Annotated in this window: 15 protein-coding genes; 8 read left to right on the top strand and 7 right to left on the bottom strand. The window is 53.6% G+C overall.

Features of this window, described 5'->3' with window-relative positions; all coding sequences use genetic code 11:
* Positions 1–170 precede the first annotated feature (170 nt).
* Positions 171–1,109: a hypothetical protein gene (locus LA756_RS16995; RefSeq protein ID WP_224435914.1), complete on the top strand. Its 939-nt coding sequence runs from the start codon at positions 171–173 to the stop codon at positions 1,107–1,109.
* A 202-nt stretch (positions 1,110–1,311) separates the two neighbouring features.
* Here LA756_RS16995 and LA756_RS16990 read toward each other — a convergent pair whose 3' ends face one another.
* Both LA756_RS16990 and LA756_RS16985 read right to left on the bottom strand, forming a co-directional pair.
* Positions 1,312–1,542, bottom strand: coding sequence for a hypothetical protein (locus tag LA756_RS16990; RefSeq protein ID WP_224435913.1), 231 nt, complete (start codon positions 1,540–1,542; stop codon positions 1,312–1,314).
* A gap of 113 nt (positions 1,543–1,655) precedes the next feature.
* On the bottom strand, positions 1,656–2,585 hold the full coding sequence (locus LA756_RS16985) for a restriction endonuclease (protein WP_224435912.1): 930 nt from the start codon (positions 2,583–2,585) through the stop codon (positions 1,656–1,658).
* 276 nt (positions 2,586–2,861) lie between these two features.
* Here LA756_RS16985 and LA756_RS16980 point away from each other — a divergent pair, with 276 nt between their 5' ends.
* The 4 genes from LA756_RS16980 to LA756_RS16965 all read left to right on the top strand — a co-directional run bounded on the left by LA756_RS16980 (position 2,862) and on the right by LA756_RS16965 (position 9,694).
* Positions 2,862–3,392 (top strand): HEAT repeat domain-containing protein, encoded by a 531-nt coding sequence (locus LA756_RS16980; protein WP_224435911.1) that lies wholly within the window; start codon positions 2,862–2,864, stop codon positions 3,390–3,392.
* Positions 3,393–3,807: 415 nt separating this feature from the next.
* Positions 3,808–4,071 carry a hypothetical protein gene (locus LA756_RS16975; RefSeq protein WP_224435910.1) on the top strand — a complete coding sequence of 88 codons (264 nt, stop codon included), beginning with the start codon at positions 3,808–3,810 and terminating at the stop codon, positions 4,069–4,071.
* A 484-nt stretch (positions 4,072–4,555) separates the two neighbouring features.
* On the top strand, positions 4,556–7,969 hold the full coding sequence (locus LA756_RS27195) for a S8 family peptidase (RefSeq protein WP_261362043.1): 3,414 nt from the start codon (positions 4,556–4,558) through the stop codon (positions 7,967–7,969).
* A 243-nt stretch (positions 7,970–8,212) separates the two neighbouring features.
* Positions 8,213–9,694, top strand: a complete 1,482-nt coding sequence (locus tag LA756_RS16965; protein ID WP_224435909.1) for a PQQ-binding-like beta-propeller repeat protein — start codon at positions 8,213–8,215, stop codon at positions 9,692–9,694.
* Here the strand turns inward: LA756_RS16965 and LA756_RS16960 are convergent.
* Both LA756_RS16960 and LA756_RS16955 read right to left on the bottom strand, forming a co-directional pair.
* Positions 9,609–10,523 carry a hypothetical protein gene (locus tag LA756_RS16960; RefSeq protein ID WP_224435908.1) on the bottom strand — a complete coding sequence of 305 codons (915 nt, stop codon included), beginning with the start codon at positions 10,521–10,523 and terminating at the stop codon, positions 9,609–9,611. The genes LA756_RS16965 and LA756_RS16960 overlap by 86 nt on opposite strands.
* Entirely contained in the window at positions 10,520–11,359 is an 840-nt protein-coding gene (locus LA756_RS16955; RefSeq protein WP_224435907.1) for a hypothetical protein, read from the bottom strand. Before LA756_RS16955 ends, LA756_RS16960 begins: the two co-directional genes overlap by 4 nt.
* A gap of 476 nt (positions 11,360–11,835) precedes the next feature.
* Here LA756_RS16955 and LA756_RS16950 point away from each other — a divergent pair, with 476 nt between their 5' ends.
* Entirely contained in the window at positions 11,836–12,273 is a 438-nt protein-coding gene (locus tag LA756_RS16950; protein WP_224435906.1) for a hypothetical protein, read from the top strand.
* Positions 12,274–12,415: 142 nt separating this feature from the next.
* Here the strand turns inward: LA756_RS16950 and LA756_RS16945 are convergent, their stop codons facing one another.
* Both LA756_RS16945 and LA756_RS16940 read right to left on the bottom strand, forming a co-directional pair.
* A complete protein-coding gene (locus LA756_RS16945) occupies positions 12,416–13,357 on the bottom strand; it encodes a DUF3616 domain-containing protein (RefSeq protein WP_224435905.1) in 942 nt (313 codons plus the stop codon).
* 30 nt (positions 13,358–13,387) lie between these two features.
* Positions 13,388–13,729, bottom strand: coding sequence for a hypothetical protein (locus tag LA756_RS16940; RefSeq protein ID WP_224435904.1), 342 nt, complete (start codon positions 13,727–13,729; stop codon positions 13,388–13,390).
* A 102-nt stretch (positions 13,730–13,831) separates the two neighbouring features.
* Between LA756_RS16940 and LA756_RS16935 the strand changes: the two genes are divergently transcribed.
* On the top strand, positions 13,832–14,632 hold the full coding sequence (locus LA756_RS16935; protein WP_224435903.1) for a TrkA C-terminal domain-containing protein: 801 nt from the start codon (positions 13,832–13,834) through the stop codon (positions 14,630–14,632).
* Between the two features lie 13 nt (positions 14,633–14,645).
* On the opposite strand, the gene LA756_RS16930 is transcribed toward LA756_RS16935, so the two are convergent.
* Positions 14,646–15,764 carry a DUF1570 domain-containing protein gene (locus tag LA756_RS16930; RefSeq protein WP_224435902.1) on the bottom strand — a complete coding sequence of 373 codons (1,119 nt, stop codon included), beginning with the start codon at positions 15,762–15,764 and terminating at the stop codon, positions 14,646–14,648.
* Positions 15,765–15,958: 194 nt separating this feature from the next.
* Here LA756_RS16930 and LA756_RS16925 point away from each other — a divergent pair, with 194 nt between their 5' ends.
* Positions 15,959–17,254: a hypothetical protein gene (locus LA756_RS16925; RefSeq protein WP_224435901.1), complete on the top strand. Its 1,296-nt coding sequence runs from the start codon at positions 15,959–15,961 to the stop codon at positions 17,252–17,254.

Below are 17,254 nucleotides of genomic sequence, written 5' to 3'. Positions count from 1 at the left end.
GGACGCTTGATCCCGTAACAGTTCGGAATGGAATCCGTCACTACCCTGAACCGATGCAGCCCAAACAAGCTGGGCATTGGCACCAAAAAAATCTGTCTTGGTTCGATGTGAGCGATCCTAGTATGTTCTAGGCTTACCTCCTTCGAAGAAGTGCTAGCAAGGAACGCGTAATGTCCAAGTTTCTCTGGGCCCTATGTCTGACAAGCTGCTTGTGCATGGCCGATAGCGTGCAAGCGGAAACGCCTTCCATCGAAACATTGTTGGAGGGCATTCCAGTGATGTCTTCGGAAAATCCGAGCATGAAGAGCATGCGGATGACGCTGCACTATCGTCTTCACGCCGATTCGGTTCCGATTCGAATAACCATCGACTGGACCCAGGGTCAACCATGCGGCATGCTGATTGTTGCGACTTCCGACGGAGTACCAGTCGTGTTTGTCTCGGAAGGTCGAAAGCTTCTGTTCGATGCCATGCGGCGGAAGGTTCATATCGAAACAGATACCGATGCCAATCCTTCGCTGTTGTTCAAAGTGATCGGCGAAGATATTAAGATAAACTTCAGAACGAAAGCAGAAAAAGGCGAAATGCCTGTCGATGTTGACATTCCTTCTATTATCGGCGTCTGCGAAGAGAAGGGGATATTGCAGAAGACACCTGACGGTCAATGGGTGGTGTCGAAGGTCTCATTGTCCGGCAAGACCGAGATGCTCATGACGTTTGATCCGAATCCTCCCTATCCTATCCAAGAGCTCGTCGTGCGTTCGCGAGAGAAAGACTTTGAAGTCTTCAAACTGAGTGAAATTTCGTTCAACGATGATGACTTGAGGCCGTGGCCAAGCTTTCCTGCCCCGAGTGCGTTTCCCGAGAAGTTGGATGTCGTCGTGATCGAGAAAGAGAAGACACCCAAGTCCAGCATTCGCGAAAATATGATCAAAGCGGTAGACATATTGATCTACATATGGGCCCAAATCGCACTCGACTGCGAAGAGCTTCAGTCGGACGAATCGTTCGCCGATTTCGACTGGGAGCTTCTCCGCAAAAACAACCAAGAGTTCGGCCCTTCGATACGATACGTCCTCGGCTTTCGGGCCTATCTTCCCAACGATTAATCACCAACCGCTCGTGTACCACTGCTTTCCACAGCAGTGCAAATTTCGAATTCGTGTGGACCTGATAACGATGTTGATGATGCATCACGTTGTCTGAACGCCTTTGGATCGTCCATTGGCAGTGGCACACTTACGATCCCGTCTTCTGATATTCAATAACGCAATTCACACTGTTAACCGGGTGGCGCAGCATAGTTGAGTTCTAAGCATCCTGGTTCGACTGTTCGTTCGGTTTTCGTGCCCTTAATGCCGAAAATCCCCAGGCGAACGCAGCGGCAACCATCACGCAGGAACCAATCGCTACGAACGGCCCCCCGATTATCATGAGATAAACCAGTTCGATATTTGCACTGAATCCGCCACTATGTGTATCAGCGGAAACATTTCCGCCTTCCGAAAGGACAATCGCGAGAAACGGTACGATAGGCAACATCAACATCGCACCTATGGCAAATCCTACTCGAACACCGGTCGGCATCGCGGTAACCTCTCGGCCTCAGAAATTCATACTCGCAACGTCTTGATACTACTCAACTCTGATTTAGTTTATGCATTTGGAGAATTAAAGAACGGCTGTGGATCTTCAATCGGCGGAGGACTCGCTAATTTGCGAATCTCTGCGCCTCTTCCGGCTTCGATCATCCTTCGAAGGCCATCGCTATCGATGAGTTCACAGTTTAGCTCCTTAGCAAGTTCGATAGCTTTTGGAGTGAACTGGCTTGTCGTTACGACGGCGCAACCATCGCATTTGTAGAATCCTTGGCCTGAATATGCTTCTTGGACGGCCTTATTTCCTACAGAAGACTGCCAGCGTTTTGCTTGGACACAGGTTCGCCGACCGCGATGCTCTACGATTAAGTCGCCTCCTTGATCGCCGGAATTAGAAGTGAGTTCTACTTGGTAGCCATTTAACTCATACACTTCCTTGAGTCGCATTTCGAACTCTAGTCCACTCAGCGTGTTCCAATTTAAATACAACAATCGTTGACGTTCAATCAGGCGTTGATCACGAACACGTTGTTCCTCAAGTGCTGCATTCAGTGACTTTATACTTCGTTTTAGTTCTGAAATGCTGACGTCGATTTGCAGAGCGTTTTCTCGAGCATTCGCACGATAGTTATTGCGATCAGAAATCAGGCTTTTGAGGTAATGTTCCGCTTCGACAGGCAAGTGGTTGGGTAATCGCGTAAGGAACCAAGTAGCGACTCCTACTCCCAACCACACTAGTACGACGAAGCAAATCAGAACTACAAATGCCGCTGTGTCGTCAGCACCCAATGGAATAGCAGTGATTAAGCCAAAGAGCGTTGCTATTGCGAACCCAATTAGTGCGCTTGCGATAGGCGGATCAAATCCAAGCTTTGCGATAAACACCCGAAAGTGAAGAAGAATGTCTTGCCAGGAAACACTTGCTTCGCTCCAAAGTTTCCGGCTCAAACTTTTCGCCCGATCAAGCCTAAGATTGAGCGAAGGCATATCCAACTCGCTAGGTTCCAAGTTATGCTTGGAACGTAAGTCGTCATCTAAAATGCTTGAATGAGTTTCTACCATCAGAGTACGAGGTGTTGTTAAGGAGAGAATATTCTTGGCAGGAAGGTGTGCGAGGCAGTTCCACTAGTCTGTTAGATTGTAATACAATCGATCATCTTGGGTAGTCACAAAGGGCTGGCCAATACAGTTCTTTAGAGGTGTCAGTCCAGTCTGTGCTACCCACGTGTTCGATACCAATCTATTTCTCGGAGAGTCTCGGCGGTGGATTGGATTGCGTTGCTTCGGCAGTTTGATGGAAAGCATACCGACGTGCTTGAGCGGTTGGCGGGAGAGTTGCCTCGTGGGGAAGAATCGCTGCGACGGTTGTTGGTCGCGGTCGAGTGTGATGAGGTGCCGGTGCAAGTTGCGGCGACGTGGCTGCTGAAGCGTTGGCATGATGAAGGGGAGCCATGCGTCGCGGACGCTACCGGCGAGTTCTGCCGTCTGCTGCGCGGAGCGACTCATTGGGAAGTGCGGCTCCATTTGCTGCAGCTGTTGTCGACGGCAACGGTGCCACATCGAAGCCGAGCGACGCTTAAGAAAACGTTGCTTCCATTGACGGCCGACGACAACAAGTTGGTGCGGGCATGGGCCTACAGCGCGCTGGCCCAGTTGGCCGATCAGCAGCCACGCTTTCAAACCGAAGTCCGCACTTTGCTGGAGGCTGCCGGGGAAGATGAAGCGGCCTCGGTTCGAGCACGCGTTCGCCAAGTGAGAAAGCGACTGAAATGGACCGACGTCACGCTCGATTAACGTCGCTTAGGGTGCCCTAATTTTCGCTGACTGGCGATCACGTTTCGTTAGAAGTCAATTATAACGAAGTGTTGTACACGTGTACAAATAGTCTTTGCCAATCGTTAGACAAATGTGCGCTGGTTATCGATCAGGTCTCGACCCAGAAATGGGTGTCGCCAGCTTCAAAATAAGGGCAGAGGGCATAGCGGCCGAATATTTTGCAGACTGAGCCAGGCCGGAAACGCTCGGCAATTCATGGACTTCTAAAATAGTCTTGGACCGTTGTACAGGTTATTTGTGATAATACCTGAGAAGTGTTCGGCGAATGGGGGGCCAAGCGGGGCGACCTCGAATTTTGACGACGGCAGCGGCCTACGATAGATTGGGTGCTTCTTAGGTCAGCACTTATTTCTCTTCGATAGGCAACCAGGCCATGGATCTTTTCTTTCTCTTGGCGGACGCGAAGGACGACTTCAACCAGTACTTGGACGAGCACCCGGTGATCTTGGGGCTAGGGTCGATCGGGCTCGGCTTGTTGATCGGCGGTTACGGAGCGTTCGAACTTTTTACCGGGGTGTCTCGGGACAAGCGAGGGAACGTGCTGGAAGGGGGGACCGGCAAATTGGCGTCGTTCGTCCGCTTGGCGGTGGGGTTGTTTTTCATCGGTTTCGGGCTGTTCAAGCTGGTCAGCGGATAACAGCCGCGGCCGGTCGATTGATGAATCAAAAAATCAACATGGTTGCATAACAGAAGCAGCTAGCCGCACGCGGCGTTTTCTTTTCGCCTCAAATGTCGGATTGAGGCGACTTGGACTTGAGCCATTCTTGGGATTTTTTCAGAATCCCTGCCCGCTCGATTTGACGCCAGGGAAGGCGCGACCGACATTTCCGCAGGATTTTGCGGACCGGCTGATAGCAGGCAAGGAATGCTGGCTATCGCTGTCTGAAAGTCTCTAACTCCCCAGCGTGACCGGGCAGCCAGCTTATGGCAGCAAGGTGACCCACGTCACGCTCTGCTTATCCCGGCCGTTGCCATTCAACGCGACGGCCATGTTCCTGCTGGCAAGCAAGCAGCCGGACCCCAGCTACATGAGGGTCGGCTAGCAGCGGCCAGCAAGCACTTATCCAAACCATTGGCTCGGTTGGAATCGAGCCCTCAGGTGAAACCTAGGAGCAGCGAAGGTGGGAAGTTTCGATAGCGAAAAGTCCGAGGTAGGTCTCGGTCTGGCAAGCTTGTTGCGTGGCTGGACAACGAATCCGAATCGCTTGACCAAGAGCCCGCGCCGCGAAAAGAAGCGTTCCGCGAAACATTCTTCGGCCCACGCCATCGAGACACTCGAAGTGCGTAGCATGATGGCCGCCGATACGATCTCTTCGATCTGGTTCGAAGACGTCGCCGGAGACAACTACGAGCGCAACGGTGGCGCTTACTCGATCGATGCCAACGGCGTCGTTCAGCAGTCGACTTCCGATCCGTACACCAACGACTGGATCGTGCAACTTTCCAGCGATGTCGCTGGTTCCCTTACGTCCGTTTCGCAAGTTGGTTCGCTACTGGCTGGCAGCGGATTTGAAGTGGAAGTCGTTCGCGGGCTGGGGCTCGTCGGGCAGCTGCTGGTTCGCAGCGAAGGGGCGTCGGCGGAAGATGTCGGAGCATGGTTCTCTTCCCTCAGCACCATCAGCAACTACGAACTCGACATCGCTTCGGTCTTTAATATTACGCCGAACGATGCGAGCTACTCTTCCACCTACGGCATGAATCAGATCGATGCCCCACAAGCTTGGAACAAAACGACTGGATCCGATAGTGTCGTTGTCGGGGTGATTGATACCGGGGTCGATTACACCCACCCGGACCTGGTTGGCAACATCTGGACCAACCCAGGCGAGATCGCCGGTAACGGGATCGACGACGACAACAACGGTTTCATCGACGACGTGCATGGCTTCGACTTCGTCAATAACGACGGCGATCCGATGGACGACAACCATCACGGGACGCATGTCGCGGGGACCATTGCCGCACAAGGGAACAACGGACGCGGCGTCAGTGGGGTCGCTTGGAACACGTCGATCATGGCGCTGAAGTTCCTCTCCGCGAGCGGAGCTGGCTATACGTCTGACGCTGTTCGAGCGATCAACTACGCGACGATGATGCGAACGCAGTATGGCGTGAACATTCGCGTGCTGAACAACAGTTGGGGTGGCGGTGGCTACAGTGCTTCGCTGGAAGCAGCCATCAAAGCGAGCGAACAAGCCGACATTTTGTTCGTCGCTGCAGCTGGCAATGATGGAATGAATAACGATTCCAGCCCGCACTATCCGTCGAACTATTACGTGAGCAACGTGATCTCGGTTGCCGCGACTGATCGCAACGACAACCTGGCCAGCTTCAGCAATTACGGGGCAAGCACCGTCGACATCGCCGCGCCAGGGGTCGGCATCTACAGCACGATTGCTGGGGGTTATTACGCTTCGTTCTCGGGAACGAGTATGGCGGCTCCGCATGTCGCTGGCGTGGCCGCATTGGCATTCGCCTACGATTCCGATGCCACCGCATCTGAAGTGAAAGACGCGATCCTGTCAGGAGGAGATTGGATTTCTGGACTTAACGGGAAGGTCTCGACCGGCATGCGATTGAATGCCGCGGGAACACTTGACCTTCTCAGCCCGGGAAGCACCAACCCGACACCTGATCCAGAACCAACTCCAGATCCAGAACCGAACAAAGCTCCGACGCTCGGCAGCGTTTCGACAAACCCCAGCACCGTTTATCTGGGCGAAACGAACACGATCACGATCTCTGCGAACAACGTTTCCGATTCCGATGGGAACGTTTCCAAGGTAACGTTCTATCGCGACTCGAATGGCAACGGCCGATGGGATTCGACCGACTCGGTCCTTGGTAGCGATTCGACCATCAGTGGCGGACTGGCCAGCTTGACGGTCAGCAATCCATTCACCACCACAGGCAGCCAGCTGATCTTCGCTCAGGCAACCGACAACGATGGGGCCAAGAGCAACATGGTCGCCACGTCGGTCAACGTGGTGCAGCCAGACGACTACGCGAACACCGCCTCGGGAGCCGCGCTGATTTCAGTCGGCAGCTCGAAGTCAGGCAAGTTGAACTACGCTGGCGATGTCGACTACTTCCGTTTTAGTGCGGTTGCTGGGACGACTTACGTGATCGACACCACGCACAACGCGCTCGCAGGCTCGGTGCTGACTCTATATGGCAGCAACGGTGCTTCGCAGCTGGCTCAAGATTCCAGCAGTTCCGGGTCGAAGATCGTCTGGACTGCCAGCAACTCTGGCACCGTCTACCTGGCGGTGAAGGGAGCGACCAGTACGCACACCGGCGACTACACACTGAAGGTCACCGAGTCGTCGCCGTTCGAGCTGAAAAGCGGGACATTGGCGATCATCGGAACGGCCGGAAACGACAGCATCACCGTGAATCATACCGGTTCGACGGTCACCGTTTCGATGAATGGCAAGTCGTCCAGCTACAGTGCATCGCAGGTGAAGAAGATCACGTTCGATGGTGGAGCAGGAATTGATACGGCTCGTTTCTATGGCACCAGTGGTAAGGAAACGTGGACGTTCCGCGCCGACACGATGACGGTTCAGGGAAGCGGTTTCACGTGGAGCACCGAGAACGTCGAGTACAACTACGGCGGTGCGAGCAAATACGATTCGGTAACGTTCTACGACACAATCGCGAACGATACGTTCACCAGCACTCCGACGAAGTCGACCATGCAAAGCAGTGGCTACAAAAATGAAGTCACTGGAGCAAAAACCGTCACGGCTCGAGCCATTTACGGTGGGATCGATACGGCGATGCTATACGACTCGAGTGGCAACGATTACTTCATCGGCCGTGGCGAAGATGCTTACATGCTGACATCGCAGTCGTCGACGATGACGTATGGTTTCGACCGCACGAATGTCTACAGCACCGGCGGCCGCGATCAGGCTTACTTGTACGACTCCAAAGGAAATGACACGTTCACTTCGTACGGAACGTCGAATGTTCTCAGCGGTTCGGGCTATACCAACACGGTTTACAATTACGACCGCGTCTCGGCGATTGCCATGAATGGCGGCAACGACCTGGCCACGTTCCACGATACCGCTGGCAACGATGTCTACGTGGCTCGGGGCGATCAAGCGACCATGTACGGAGCAGGGTATTATGTCGCCGCCCAAGGTTTCACGCGAACTTCCGCCGTGTCGACCAAGGGAGGCAACGATCAGGCGTTCTTCTACGATACCGTCGGCAACGATACGTTCTACAGCCGCACCGTCGAAAGCTCGATGGCCGGGCAAGGTTACGCCAACTCGGCTCGTGGGTTCGATCGTGTCAATGCGATCGCTTCGTCCGGGGGGCATGACGTGGCGTATCTGTTCGATACCGAAACCGATGACAGACTTATCGCTCGGTCAAATTACGCATCGCTACAAGGCGACAATTTTACAAGTTACGCTGCCGGTTTTGACGTCGTGAATGCCTACTCGACTAAAGGTTCTGACAAAAGTTATGTCAGCGACATCGACTTTTTGATGCAATACTTTGGTGAGTGGGACGATTAACACGACCTCTTAATCGCCCCTGATGCTTATCCTCTTTCCCTCCGAACTTGGGCAGTTTCCCACCCACCCCACGTCGACCTACCCCAATCGCTCGGACCGCCCTGGTCGGAGCGATTTTTTTATGCCTGACTGTCCGTGAAGTGTTTCGTCGATTGATTGATTTACGGACACAAACGAAGCAAAATAAGACTCTGCCCACAATCTTCTTTCTTGCTGCGACCTGATTGCCGAGGTTTTTCTCTCATGATTCGTGCCACCACTGCGCTTCTGCTGTCGCTTGCACTGCTGATAACGTCTGCAGAAGCTGAAACACGAACCTGGACCGATTCGTCCGGTCAGTTCAAGATCGAAGCCGAATTCGAGTCTTACGCGGAAGGAAGCGTCACACTCAAGAAGCAAGATGGCGAAACGATCACCGTCCCGATGACTAAACTTAGCCGAGCCGATCAGACATGGGTTCGGGCAGAGCTCCGTGAAATGCGGGCCGGACGTGGTCGGCCGATGCGAGGTGGCACGAACGAAGAGACTTCGCCTGCCGCCAACGGGATGCCTGGCGATTGGCTCGAATGGCGGGGACCGAATCGCAACAACATCGCACCTGGGCCTGCCGCTCCGACAAGTTGGAGCGATTCAGAAAACGTACAGTGGCGAGTCGAAGTTCCCGGTCGAGGACATTCTTCGCCGATTATCGTGGGCGATCTGATTGTGTTGACGTCTGCCGACGAAAATCGCAAAACGACCGGCGTGTTCGCTTTCGACAAAAGAAATGGGAAACTCATCTGGCAGACGCCGATCACGCAGGGTGGTTTCCAAAGCGAGATGCATCCGAAGAATACGCACGCCACTTCGACCGTCGCTTCCAATGGCAAGCAGCTGTTTGCTGTCTTCATTCAAAATCAGGCGGTCCAATTGGTGGCGCTCGACATGAAGGGGAGAATTCAGTGGCAGATTAATGCAGGCTCGTACAATCCGCAGCAGTACAAATTCGGTTACGGGCCTTCGCCCATCCTGTACGACGACATGGTCATTGTCGCTTCGGAATATGAAAAAGGGTTTATCGCGGCTTACGCACAACAAGATGGCAAGCCGCGCTGGATGCAACCGCGTAACGGTATTTCGTTCAGCAGCCCCGTCGTTGCGAAAGTGGCCGGCAAAGATCAAATGCTGATTAGTGGATTGAAGTCGGTATCGTCGTACGATCCGAAGACCGGAAAAGTCTTGTGGACCGCACCTGGGACAACCGATGCAACGTGCGGCACGATGGTTTGGGACGAGGATATCGTCTTCGCCAGTGGTGGCTACCCCGATTCGCAGACGGTGGCCGTGAAAGGAGATGGTTCCGGCCGAGTGCTATGGACCAACAACGAAAAATGTTACGAGCAATCAATGCTGGCTCATAACGGTTATGTCTACGCGATGACCGACAACGGCATCTTCTATTGCTGGAACGGTAAGACTGGCGAAGAGATGTGGAAGAAGCGACTCGGCGGCCCTGTCAGTTCTTCGCCACTGCTAAGCGGTGACAACATCTTTGTCACTAACGAACAGGGCAACGTCTGGGTCGTGAAAGCGAATCCACAAAGTTTCGAGATGGTCGCTGAGAACCGACTCGGCGATGACATCTTCGCGACACCGATCGTCAGCCAAGGACGTCTGTATGCTCGCTTTGCGGACAGCTCGCAAGGGCGTCGTCAGGAGTATCTGATTTGCATTGCGGAGAACTAAGTGCCGAGCTATCCGCCACATGTAGGAAACCGGGAAAGTAAATCCGCAGCGGAAAAAGAGTTCCCCAAACGATCAACGCCTGAACCCCGTGGACGGGATAAAGAAGCAGCAGCAACTGACGGCCATCGCCTGATCCTGCCTGGCCGAATAGTCCCAGGATTCCCCACAACGCCGCTGGGTAAGCAAGCCATAGCAGAACGGTCGTGACGACCAGCCATGCGATGCGGCTTGAACGATTGGCGACCGTAGCCAGACAACAGGGAAGCAGATGGATCGCGGTAATGAACGCGAAGACGACGAATACCACGATGTCTTCGGAAAGCCAGAAGCTTTGTTCGTAAGCGCCGGAGACTCTGGCCATGAATAAAAAGACGCCGACGAGCCCACTGCTCCAAAGGATCTCGGCAATCGAAAACTGCAGCGACCATTTCTGGGGAGGCGCAGGTAAGTGAAAGAGCCAGCACGTTAAGAGCGTTGCCTGCAAAAGCACGATCGCTTCCGCTAAAAACAAAAGGATTGCTCCGAAGATCTCTTTGTTAAATAGCAGCATCGACGTGCCGACCATCAGTAGAAACCAAAATGTAAAGATCAAACGGCGAGTCGCTGGAGGCAAACCCCCAGCCACCACCTGAAAGGTAAGCATTGCCGTCAGTGCAAAAGGACCAGAAAGAAGCGACCACGCGACCCAGTGAATGGTGGCTAAACTTCCTCCTTTGAGCACGGCCACAATAAAAGGAGCCGAGTTGAGGCCCAGCACCCATACGATCGTCAGCCACTGACTTAGTGACATGTTTTGGACAGAAGTAATCAATCGGGCGATGGCATTCATTGCAGCTTCGTGAAATCGGTTTCGGTTTCCGCCTTGGGGTTCTGCGGGGGCGTTTCTTCTACTGCGGGAGCTTGGCGAATCAACACTCCGGGAAAAGCCAGTATTGCTGGAAGTATCACGGCCAGGCCCATCACGAGGTGGCCGGTGTGGGCTGCATAAAAGAGTTCGATTTTGCCCCCGTCTAAGTTCAGTGCATCAAACGTCCTCGATTCAAGCGGTGGAACGAGAAGAGCCGTCGCGATGACTAGAACGACCGAGAGAATTCGGGCCACGACTCCATTCACGACCATCGATAACAGCAGGATCGTTAAGACGACGCCCGTAAAGATGGAAAAGACCAGGAAGTGAACCCCGGCAACTCCTGCCCAGTTGGACCAATTCCATACAGTGAATTCGGACAGCGCGCGGAGTATACCTAACGCGATGGCCAACAAGCCGATACTCGCCACGACTTCCCACAAAGCAATACGCACCGTCCAGGAGGTAGCGATCGGCACAAACGTTCCCATGCAGCCGAGCGCTAAAGTACCCATCGCCGTCGTAGCCGTTGCCGCGGCAAGTCCTGGGGTAAAGGAAACCGGTGACTCGGGAACGGCTGGCATCATCGCCGCAATGAGCAGGCTTTGTCCCACGACCACACTCAGCAATCGAAGCCAAAACGGTCCGCTGCCAGCGGTGAGCCAAATGCCCAACAACGAGGCGGTAAAGAAAGGGACTGTCAGGCCATACCAAAATCCGTCACCGACCCAATTGCTGCTCAACAGGACACCAAACGTCGCAACGAACACGGCGATAATCCAAATCAACGCAAGGCATTGGCGACCGGTCCAGTTCATTCCGCACGATCCTCTCACGATCGATTCTCAAAGGATGCTTCATCGTAGCTCTTCCAGCCGATGGTTGCCAAATCGTGGTGAAATACCGCAGTTTGGCTTACTTATCTCGTTGCAACAGTTGGGGGTTTAGGGGGAAATGATTCCGGACTACGGCTTGAATCAAACGCATAAAATGCCAGCCCCGCGAACTTGTTGAAGAAATAAGCATCCATAAAGGTACGTGCACCTCACTTGAGCATTGGTAATTCTGGCCAGCTGCCGAGCAGGGTTCATCGAGCGTCTTTCGCTTTTTTGAAAGTCAACGCTCTTTAGGAGTTACGTGCTGTTCGCGGAAACCCGATCCGCGTTTTGGCACACCTTTCGCAAAAGGCTTTCGACAGCATTCCGGAATGCGAACGGATCCTTGCGCACCGCAGCTCCGCGAACGGATGTCGCGGAACTCTCCATTTCCAACGACTGGTAAGAGGGAGACGAGCATGACCTCGTTCGTAGTCGCGTCCATCTTAACGATGGCGTCGATGGGGGCTTCCCCTGTCGAAACCCATGCGGTCGACCGTGTCGACCTCATCGAAATTAATCACCTGTACGACCTTCAGGGTCGTCTCGTTATCAATCAACTTATTTTCTATCAATGGGACAGTGCTTCCCAGCGTTTTCAGGTCCGCGCCTGGCGGCTGTTGAAAACGGACGAACAGCTTCCACGCAAATCGTGGAATCAGGAGCAGTACATTTGTCATTGGCGAGACATGAACGTGCTTCGCAAAGTGTATGCGGACAACGTTCGTGAAACATGGACAACGTACGATCCGGAAGTCCTCGAACGGAATATGTTTCCAATCGAACAACGGAGCGAATTGAGCCAGCCGGAATCTCTTTCGGGACGATTAGCGATGGCCGATTCGGAAGAAGAATAACACGTACAACACGAAGCTCGTGCCGGTAAGGGCAAACGCCGGATAGAGAGCTGCCGAGGGAACAATCACCGAAAAGGTCTCTCACCCTTTTCGCCCTCAGGCAGCTTTTTTTATTTCTTGAGCCGTACCGAAACCGAACGTCTCAGCGAACCGGCTTCGCAACACGAAGCAGTGTAGGGCTACCCATTGGTGAACTGTCGCAGACCACGACCACATCCCAGTGTGTATCGGTTTCTTCGACCAGGCCCAAGCCTTCTGGCTTGGCGCCTTCGTGGGGCAGGGGAACGTCTCCCAAAAGCTTCGGCATGTTCGCCGCATCACGATCGGTGCCTGGCACGGCATCTTTTCCATTCCAAGCATACAGCGCGTACGACAATGGTTCGTCACGCATTGGTCCTGCAAGAATCAAGATACGATCTTGCGTATGGACTAAGTCACGGATTCCACGTCCGTGTAAATCAATCAGCAACAAGTCTGCCTTCTTCGGCTTATCGAAATCAAGCCGCAGGACCGGAACCAAGTGTTCTCGCAGAATCGGTCCCCGAAAGCCCACCCACAAGTCATCTCCTTCGGCAGCGAGTCCTTCCATATCGATACCGTTCTCTTTGCTCGGAATACCAAGGAACGGGGCGAGGAGTGAGTCCGACTTTAAGCGAGGTAGCAAATCACATGTCTTTACTTTCGGAGAGAACCGGCCATCTCCTAGGTACTCGATCTCAAACAAGCCTTGCCGATCTGACTGAGGATCTGGCTCGCTGATTCGTTTGCGATTTTCTTTTTGCGTAAGTGTCGTGTCGATTAACCGTCGCTTCTTGCAATGCGATCCTATCACGTAAAGTCGACCGCCACTGAATGCGAGCCCTTCGATATCGATCTCTTCTTCTTCATCTTCCAATTGATCCGACAGATCGATCGTGCCGACGAGGTCGTAATCGCCGGGACTACGTTGACGAAAGATCTGCACCGACGCCCCTTCATCGCCTGCGATTGCAACGAACCGTCCTCCTTCCAAAACGACAATCGCGCTGATGTCGTAAGGGTGTTGCAGGTCTCCATGAAACGTCCACAGTTCTCGTTGTTGCATCACGATTCCATTGGATTAGAGGAGAGCGAATTAAAGAGAGTCATGCTCTGCTTTCTCGAGACGCTGAACATAAGCACGTTCTATCGCGTGAGCTGCCCAAGCGGCGTAGCAGAACAGAAAGATTCCGCCGATACAAGCAGCTCCTTGCATGGCATACGAAATGGGAACGATGAAGAGGGTAACAATCAACCCAATGCCAAGCACCGCAGACGGAATTGCCGTGAGTTGTGCGACACGCTGTGTTACGGTTTCAGGTCGGATGAATAGCCCCGCAAATACGTGATACAAGAATTGCCCGAAGTAGAACGGAAGCAGGATCAATCCGCCATCAAAGTCGTCTGGCTCGTCGAAGGGATCTAGATCGACCATCATTGACAACCGAAAGGGAAGTGACGTCGGCGCACGATTTGCTCTTATACGTTAACCGTAGATCTCATTACATTTCAAATCTTGTCGGGGGAATATCAGACAACAATGGCGTCCTTTCTACCCATCATCTCTCTTCTGCTGGTGATTGTCATCTCGTTGATGGTCGTTCGCATTGCGACCATCGCGCTGGTCCTAACTGGCATTTCGCATCAACTGGCCCAGTTTCAAGCACGATCTGCGTTCACTGGGGCTGGTTTCACCACGTCGGAATCAGACAAAGTGACGCAGCATCCTGTTCGCCGAAAGATCATCATGCTGCTGATGTTGCTGGGGAACGCGGGGATCGTGACGGCCGTCAGTTCGCTGATGCTTTCTTTCGTCAGTACGAGTGACGAAAACCCCGTTAACATTTGGCTTCGCTTTGGCTTCTTGGGCGTGGGCTTGGTCATTCTTTGGTTTGTTACTCAAAGCCAATGGATCGATCAGAGGCTGAACAACTTAGTCGAATGGGCCCTTCGCCGTTGGACCGATTTAGAAGTCGCCGACTACTCGAATCTGCTGCACTTGGGACATGGCTTCAGTGTCGTCGAGATGGGCGTCGAAGAAGATGACTGGCTCGTCGAACGAGACCTTGCGGGCCTTCGCCTTTCGGAAGAAGGCGTGCTTGTCCTCGGTATCGAACGACCCGGGGAAGATTACGTCGGTGCCCCTCGCGGAACGACGCGATTGCAAGCGGGAGATACGGTGATTTTATACGGCCCGCGCGACATTCTTACCAACCTCGACGAACGCCGCGCTGGATCAACAGGAAACTGGGACCATCACAAAGCGGTCGATCGCCAACTCAAAGCACAACGCGAGCAAGCCGAGAAGGATGCAGAAGAGGAAGAGAACGCAGCGAAATGAATGGCTTGCGTTTCTACATTTTGTTGGGTAGCTGCGAGATGTATCGGGTGAAGTGAGATTCGAGTTGCGAGATGTCGCGGCCGAAGGCTTCTTGGAAATCGGCGAGACGCTGCTGAGGCGTGTATTCTTCTTCCGCCGAACGTGTTGCCACTTTGCGAACGTAAGCAGCGAACTCGCGTGGCCGGGTCTCGATGAGATAGAAGACCATGGCCCAGCCTTCTCCGTAGGCAGTGCTAGGGCGATTGTAGTAAGCGTCATCTGTGGCAACGAACTGGGCGAGCGAGTCGGGCGAACGCTTGGTTTTCATGTACTCCAGAAATTCCAACATTCGCGTCTTGTTTACGCGATCTCGAAACTGAGGATGGTTCCGCGAATCCCAAACGCCCGGCGCCTCGAACATGGTCGCGAGACCTTCGACAAGCCATTTCGGTTGCGGGGCATAGCGACTGTGGATTCCGGTGTTGAACGCGGTTTGGTGGGTCGCCTCGTGAATGATCGTGGCCATGTTTTCTTGCCACATCGGATTGTCGTGATGGCCGTGCGTAACGTCGTACAATGCCACTCGGTTGGTACGTGACGAGTAGTAACCGACGGTGCCTGGGCTGACCCGCATGCCATCCTTGGCCGCATACAACTGATAAGACCGGAAGTCCGGGAAGACGACAGCGACTAAAGGGAACTCGCTTTTAACGGGCTGAATCCCGCGAACGGTAAAGTAGTGATGAAACGATCGGAACAGCTTCTCAAACTGATCGGCCCACTCATCCTCTTGGCCGGCCGGATGCACGACGAGATAGTTGCCGGTTCCCGTAACGTCGTATCCTTGGCCGAACTCCGACAGCAGCAGTCCACGCATCTCGTTCTGACGCATCGGTCGAAACGGCGTTTGCAATTGGGCATAGTTGGAAGCGCTTTGCGGAGCGAAGTCCCACATCTGTCCATCACGCCCCAACATAATGACGCGTTGCGGGCTTGCTAGCACAGGAGTGGCTTGAATCGTTTCGTTTTTCAGATCCAACTGGATCATAACGGGGTAGGTCGGCCCTTGGGCCTCTGCCTTCGGCGTGCAATTTTGCGTAGAATGCAGTCCGAGAAGAAATCCCGTGAGCAGGAAAATTTGTAGCGACTTCATAGCCGTTTCCAGGGTTTACTAAGTAGTGGGACCGTTATGACCTTACAAGGGTAGGTTACGCTAAATAAAAAACCCCTACAAATGAGGGGGAAAGTTTCGAAGAATTCGCTGGAATCTCATCGCCACAATCCCTAGAATGAACGCTCACCTCATCTCAAATTGACCTTATCCGGAAGAAATTCCTTACCCTATTCATGGCCGCGCTTCGAACCATCATGTGGGTGGGCCTCTTGCTTGCGCTTGTGGCACCGCTCTACGCTCAAGATGTCGAACCTAGTATGTCGGACCAGGTGAAAGCTTGGGCTCGCCGTCTAGACTCTGACACGCTGGAAGATCGCGAACGCGCTGAGCGACAGATCATCGAGCTAGGACACAAAGCTCTTGAGTACCTTCCCGAGGTCAAACCGAGTACGGCTGCGGAAACCAAAGCTCGACTTCAGCGTATTCGCACCGTTCTGGAAAAGAAGCGAGCCGACAGCGCCGCCAAGGCATCTCGCATTACGCTTTCCGTAAAGGACAAACCCCTGGCCGATGTCTTAGGGGCAATCCAGGAACAGACCGAAAACAAGCTTGTCGACTATCGCTCGAACTTCGGTCAGCGAGCCGACGGCACCAAGGTCAGCGTCGACTGGGAAGACGTTCCGTTTTGGGAGGCGGTAGAAGATCTGTTCGCCCAAACCAATCTTGAAGCGTATCACTATGCCGGTCAGGCGAATGTTCTGGCTTTCGTCGCAAAGCAAAACAGCTCGGCCGAACCAAACCCGCTTGTTCGCACGAGCGAGATCTTTCGCTTTGAACCGACCCGGGTCGAGTCGTTCCTGAATCTTTCCGATCGATCCCAACGTGGAACATTCTTGAATTTGCAAGTCGCCTGGGAACCTCGAGTCGAACCGATTGTCATCAAGTTACCTTTGGATCAGTTGACTGTCGAAGACGAGGAAGGCAACTCGCTGCAAAGTGGCGACCGAACCGGTTCGCTCGATACCGAAGTCGTTCAAGGCGTTTCGGCCGTTGACATACAGCTTCCCTTGGGAAGTACCGACCGCTCGTCGCAAAAGATCGCCACCCTCAAAGGCGAGATGGTCGCGCTCATGCCAGGTCGAATGGAAACGTTCACGTTCGACAAGCTGGAAACGGCTCGCAACGTGAAAGACACCCGCGGCGCTATTGAAGTTGTCCTGGAGACATTCCGTCCCAACGGAGACATCTGGGAAGCGAGCATAATGCTCCGCGTCCTCAACGAACAAGGCTCGCTCGAATCGCACCGAGGCTGGGTCTACAACAACGAAGCATATTTGCAGGGCCCCAACGGGGAACGTATCGACATCGCCGGTTTTGAAGAGACCTATCGCGACGTCGATACCGTTGGCATGTCCTACAAGTTTGTCCTGGAACGTGAAGTAGGCGATTTCCAATTCGTGTATCGATCTCCGGCCTCGATCATTTCGTTGCCGGTATCCTTTGAGCTGACCGATATTCCATTGCCGTAA

This window comes from Bremerella sp. TYQ1 (genome assembly GCF_020150455.1).
Lineage (GTDB): Bacteria > Planctomycetota > Planctomycetia > Pirellulales > Pirellulaceae > Bremerella > Bremerella volcania_A.
This window is presented reverse-complemented; position numbering and strand designations above follow the sequence as displayed.

Excerpts from the sequence above, each read along its gene's own strand:
- LA756_RS16995 (WP_224435914.1), top strand. The coding sequence starts at position 171 with ATGTCCAAGTTTCTCTGGGCCCTATGTCTGACAAGCTGCTTGTGCATG.
- LA756_RS16990 (WP_224435913.1), bottom strand. The coding sequence starts at position 1,542 with ATGTTGCCTATCGTACCGTTTCTCGCGATTGTCCTTTCGGAAGGCGGA.
- LA756_RS16985 (WP_224435912.1), bottom strand. The coding sequence starts at position 2,585 with ATGCCTTCGCTCAATCTTAGGCTTGATCGGGCGAAAAGTTTGAGCCGG.
- LA756_RS16975 (WP_224435910.1), top strand. The coding sequence starts at position 3,808 with ATGGATCTTTTCTTTCTCTTGGCGGACGCGAAGGACGACTTCAACCAG.
- LA756_RS16965 (WP_224435909.1), top strand. The coding sequence starts at position 8,213 with ATGATTCGTGCCACCACTGCGCTTCTGCTGTCGCTTGCACTGCTGATA.
- LA756_RS16960 (WP_224435908.1), bottom strand. The coding sequence starts at position 10,523 with ATGAATGCCATCGCCCGATTGATTACTTCTGTCCAAAACATGTCACTA.
- LA756_RS16955 (WP_224435907.1), bottom strand. The coding sequence starts at position 11,359 with ATGAACTGGACCGGTCGCCAATGCCTTGCGTTGATTTGGATTATCGCC.
- LA756_RS16950 (WP_224435906.1), top strand. The coding sequence starts at position 11,836 with ATGACCTCGTTCGTAGTCGCGTCCATCTTAACGATGGCGTCGATGGGG.
- LA756_RS16945 (WP_224435905.1), bottom strand. The coding sequence starts at position 13,357 with ATGCAACAACGAGAACTGTGGACGTTTCATGGAGACCTGCAACACCCT.
- LA756_RS16940 (WP_224435904.1), bottom strand. The coding sequence starts at position 13,729 with ATGATGGTCGATCTAGATCCCTTCGACGAGCCAGACGACTTTGATGGC.
- LA756_RS16935 (WP_224435903.1), top strand. The coding sequence starts at position 13,832 with ATGGCGTCCTTTCTACCCATCATCTCTCTTCTGCTGGTGATTGTCATC.
- LA756_RS16930 (WP_224435902.1), bottom strand. The coding sequence starts at position 15,764 with ATGAAGTCGCTACAAATTTTCCTGCTCACGGGATTTCTTCTCGGACTG.
- LA756_RS16925 (WP_224435901.1), top strand. The coding sequence starts at position 15,959 with ATGGCCGCGCTTCGAACCATCATGTGGGTGGGCCTCTTGCTTGCGCTT.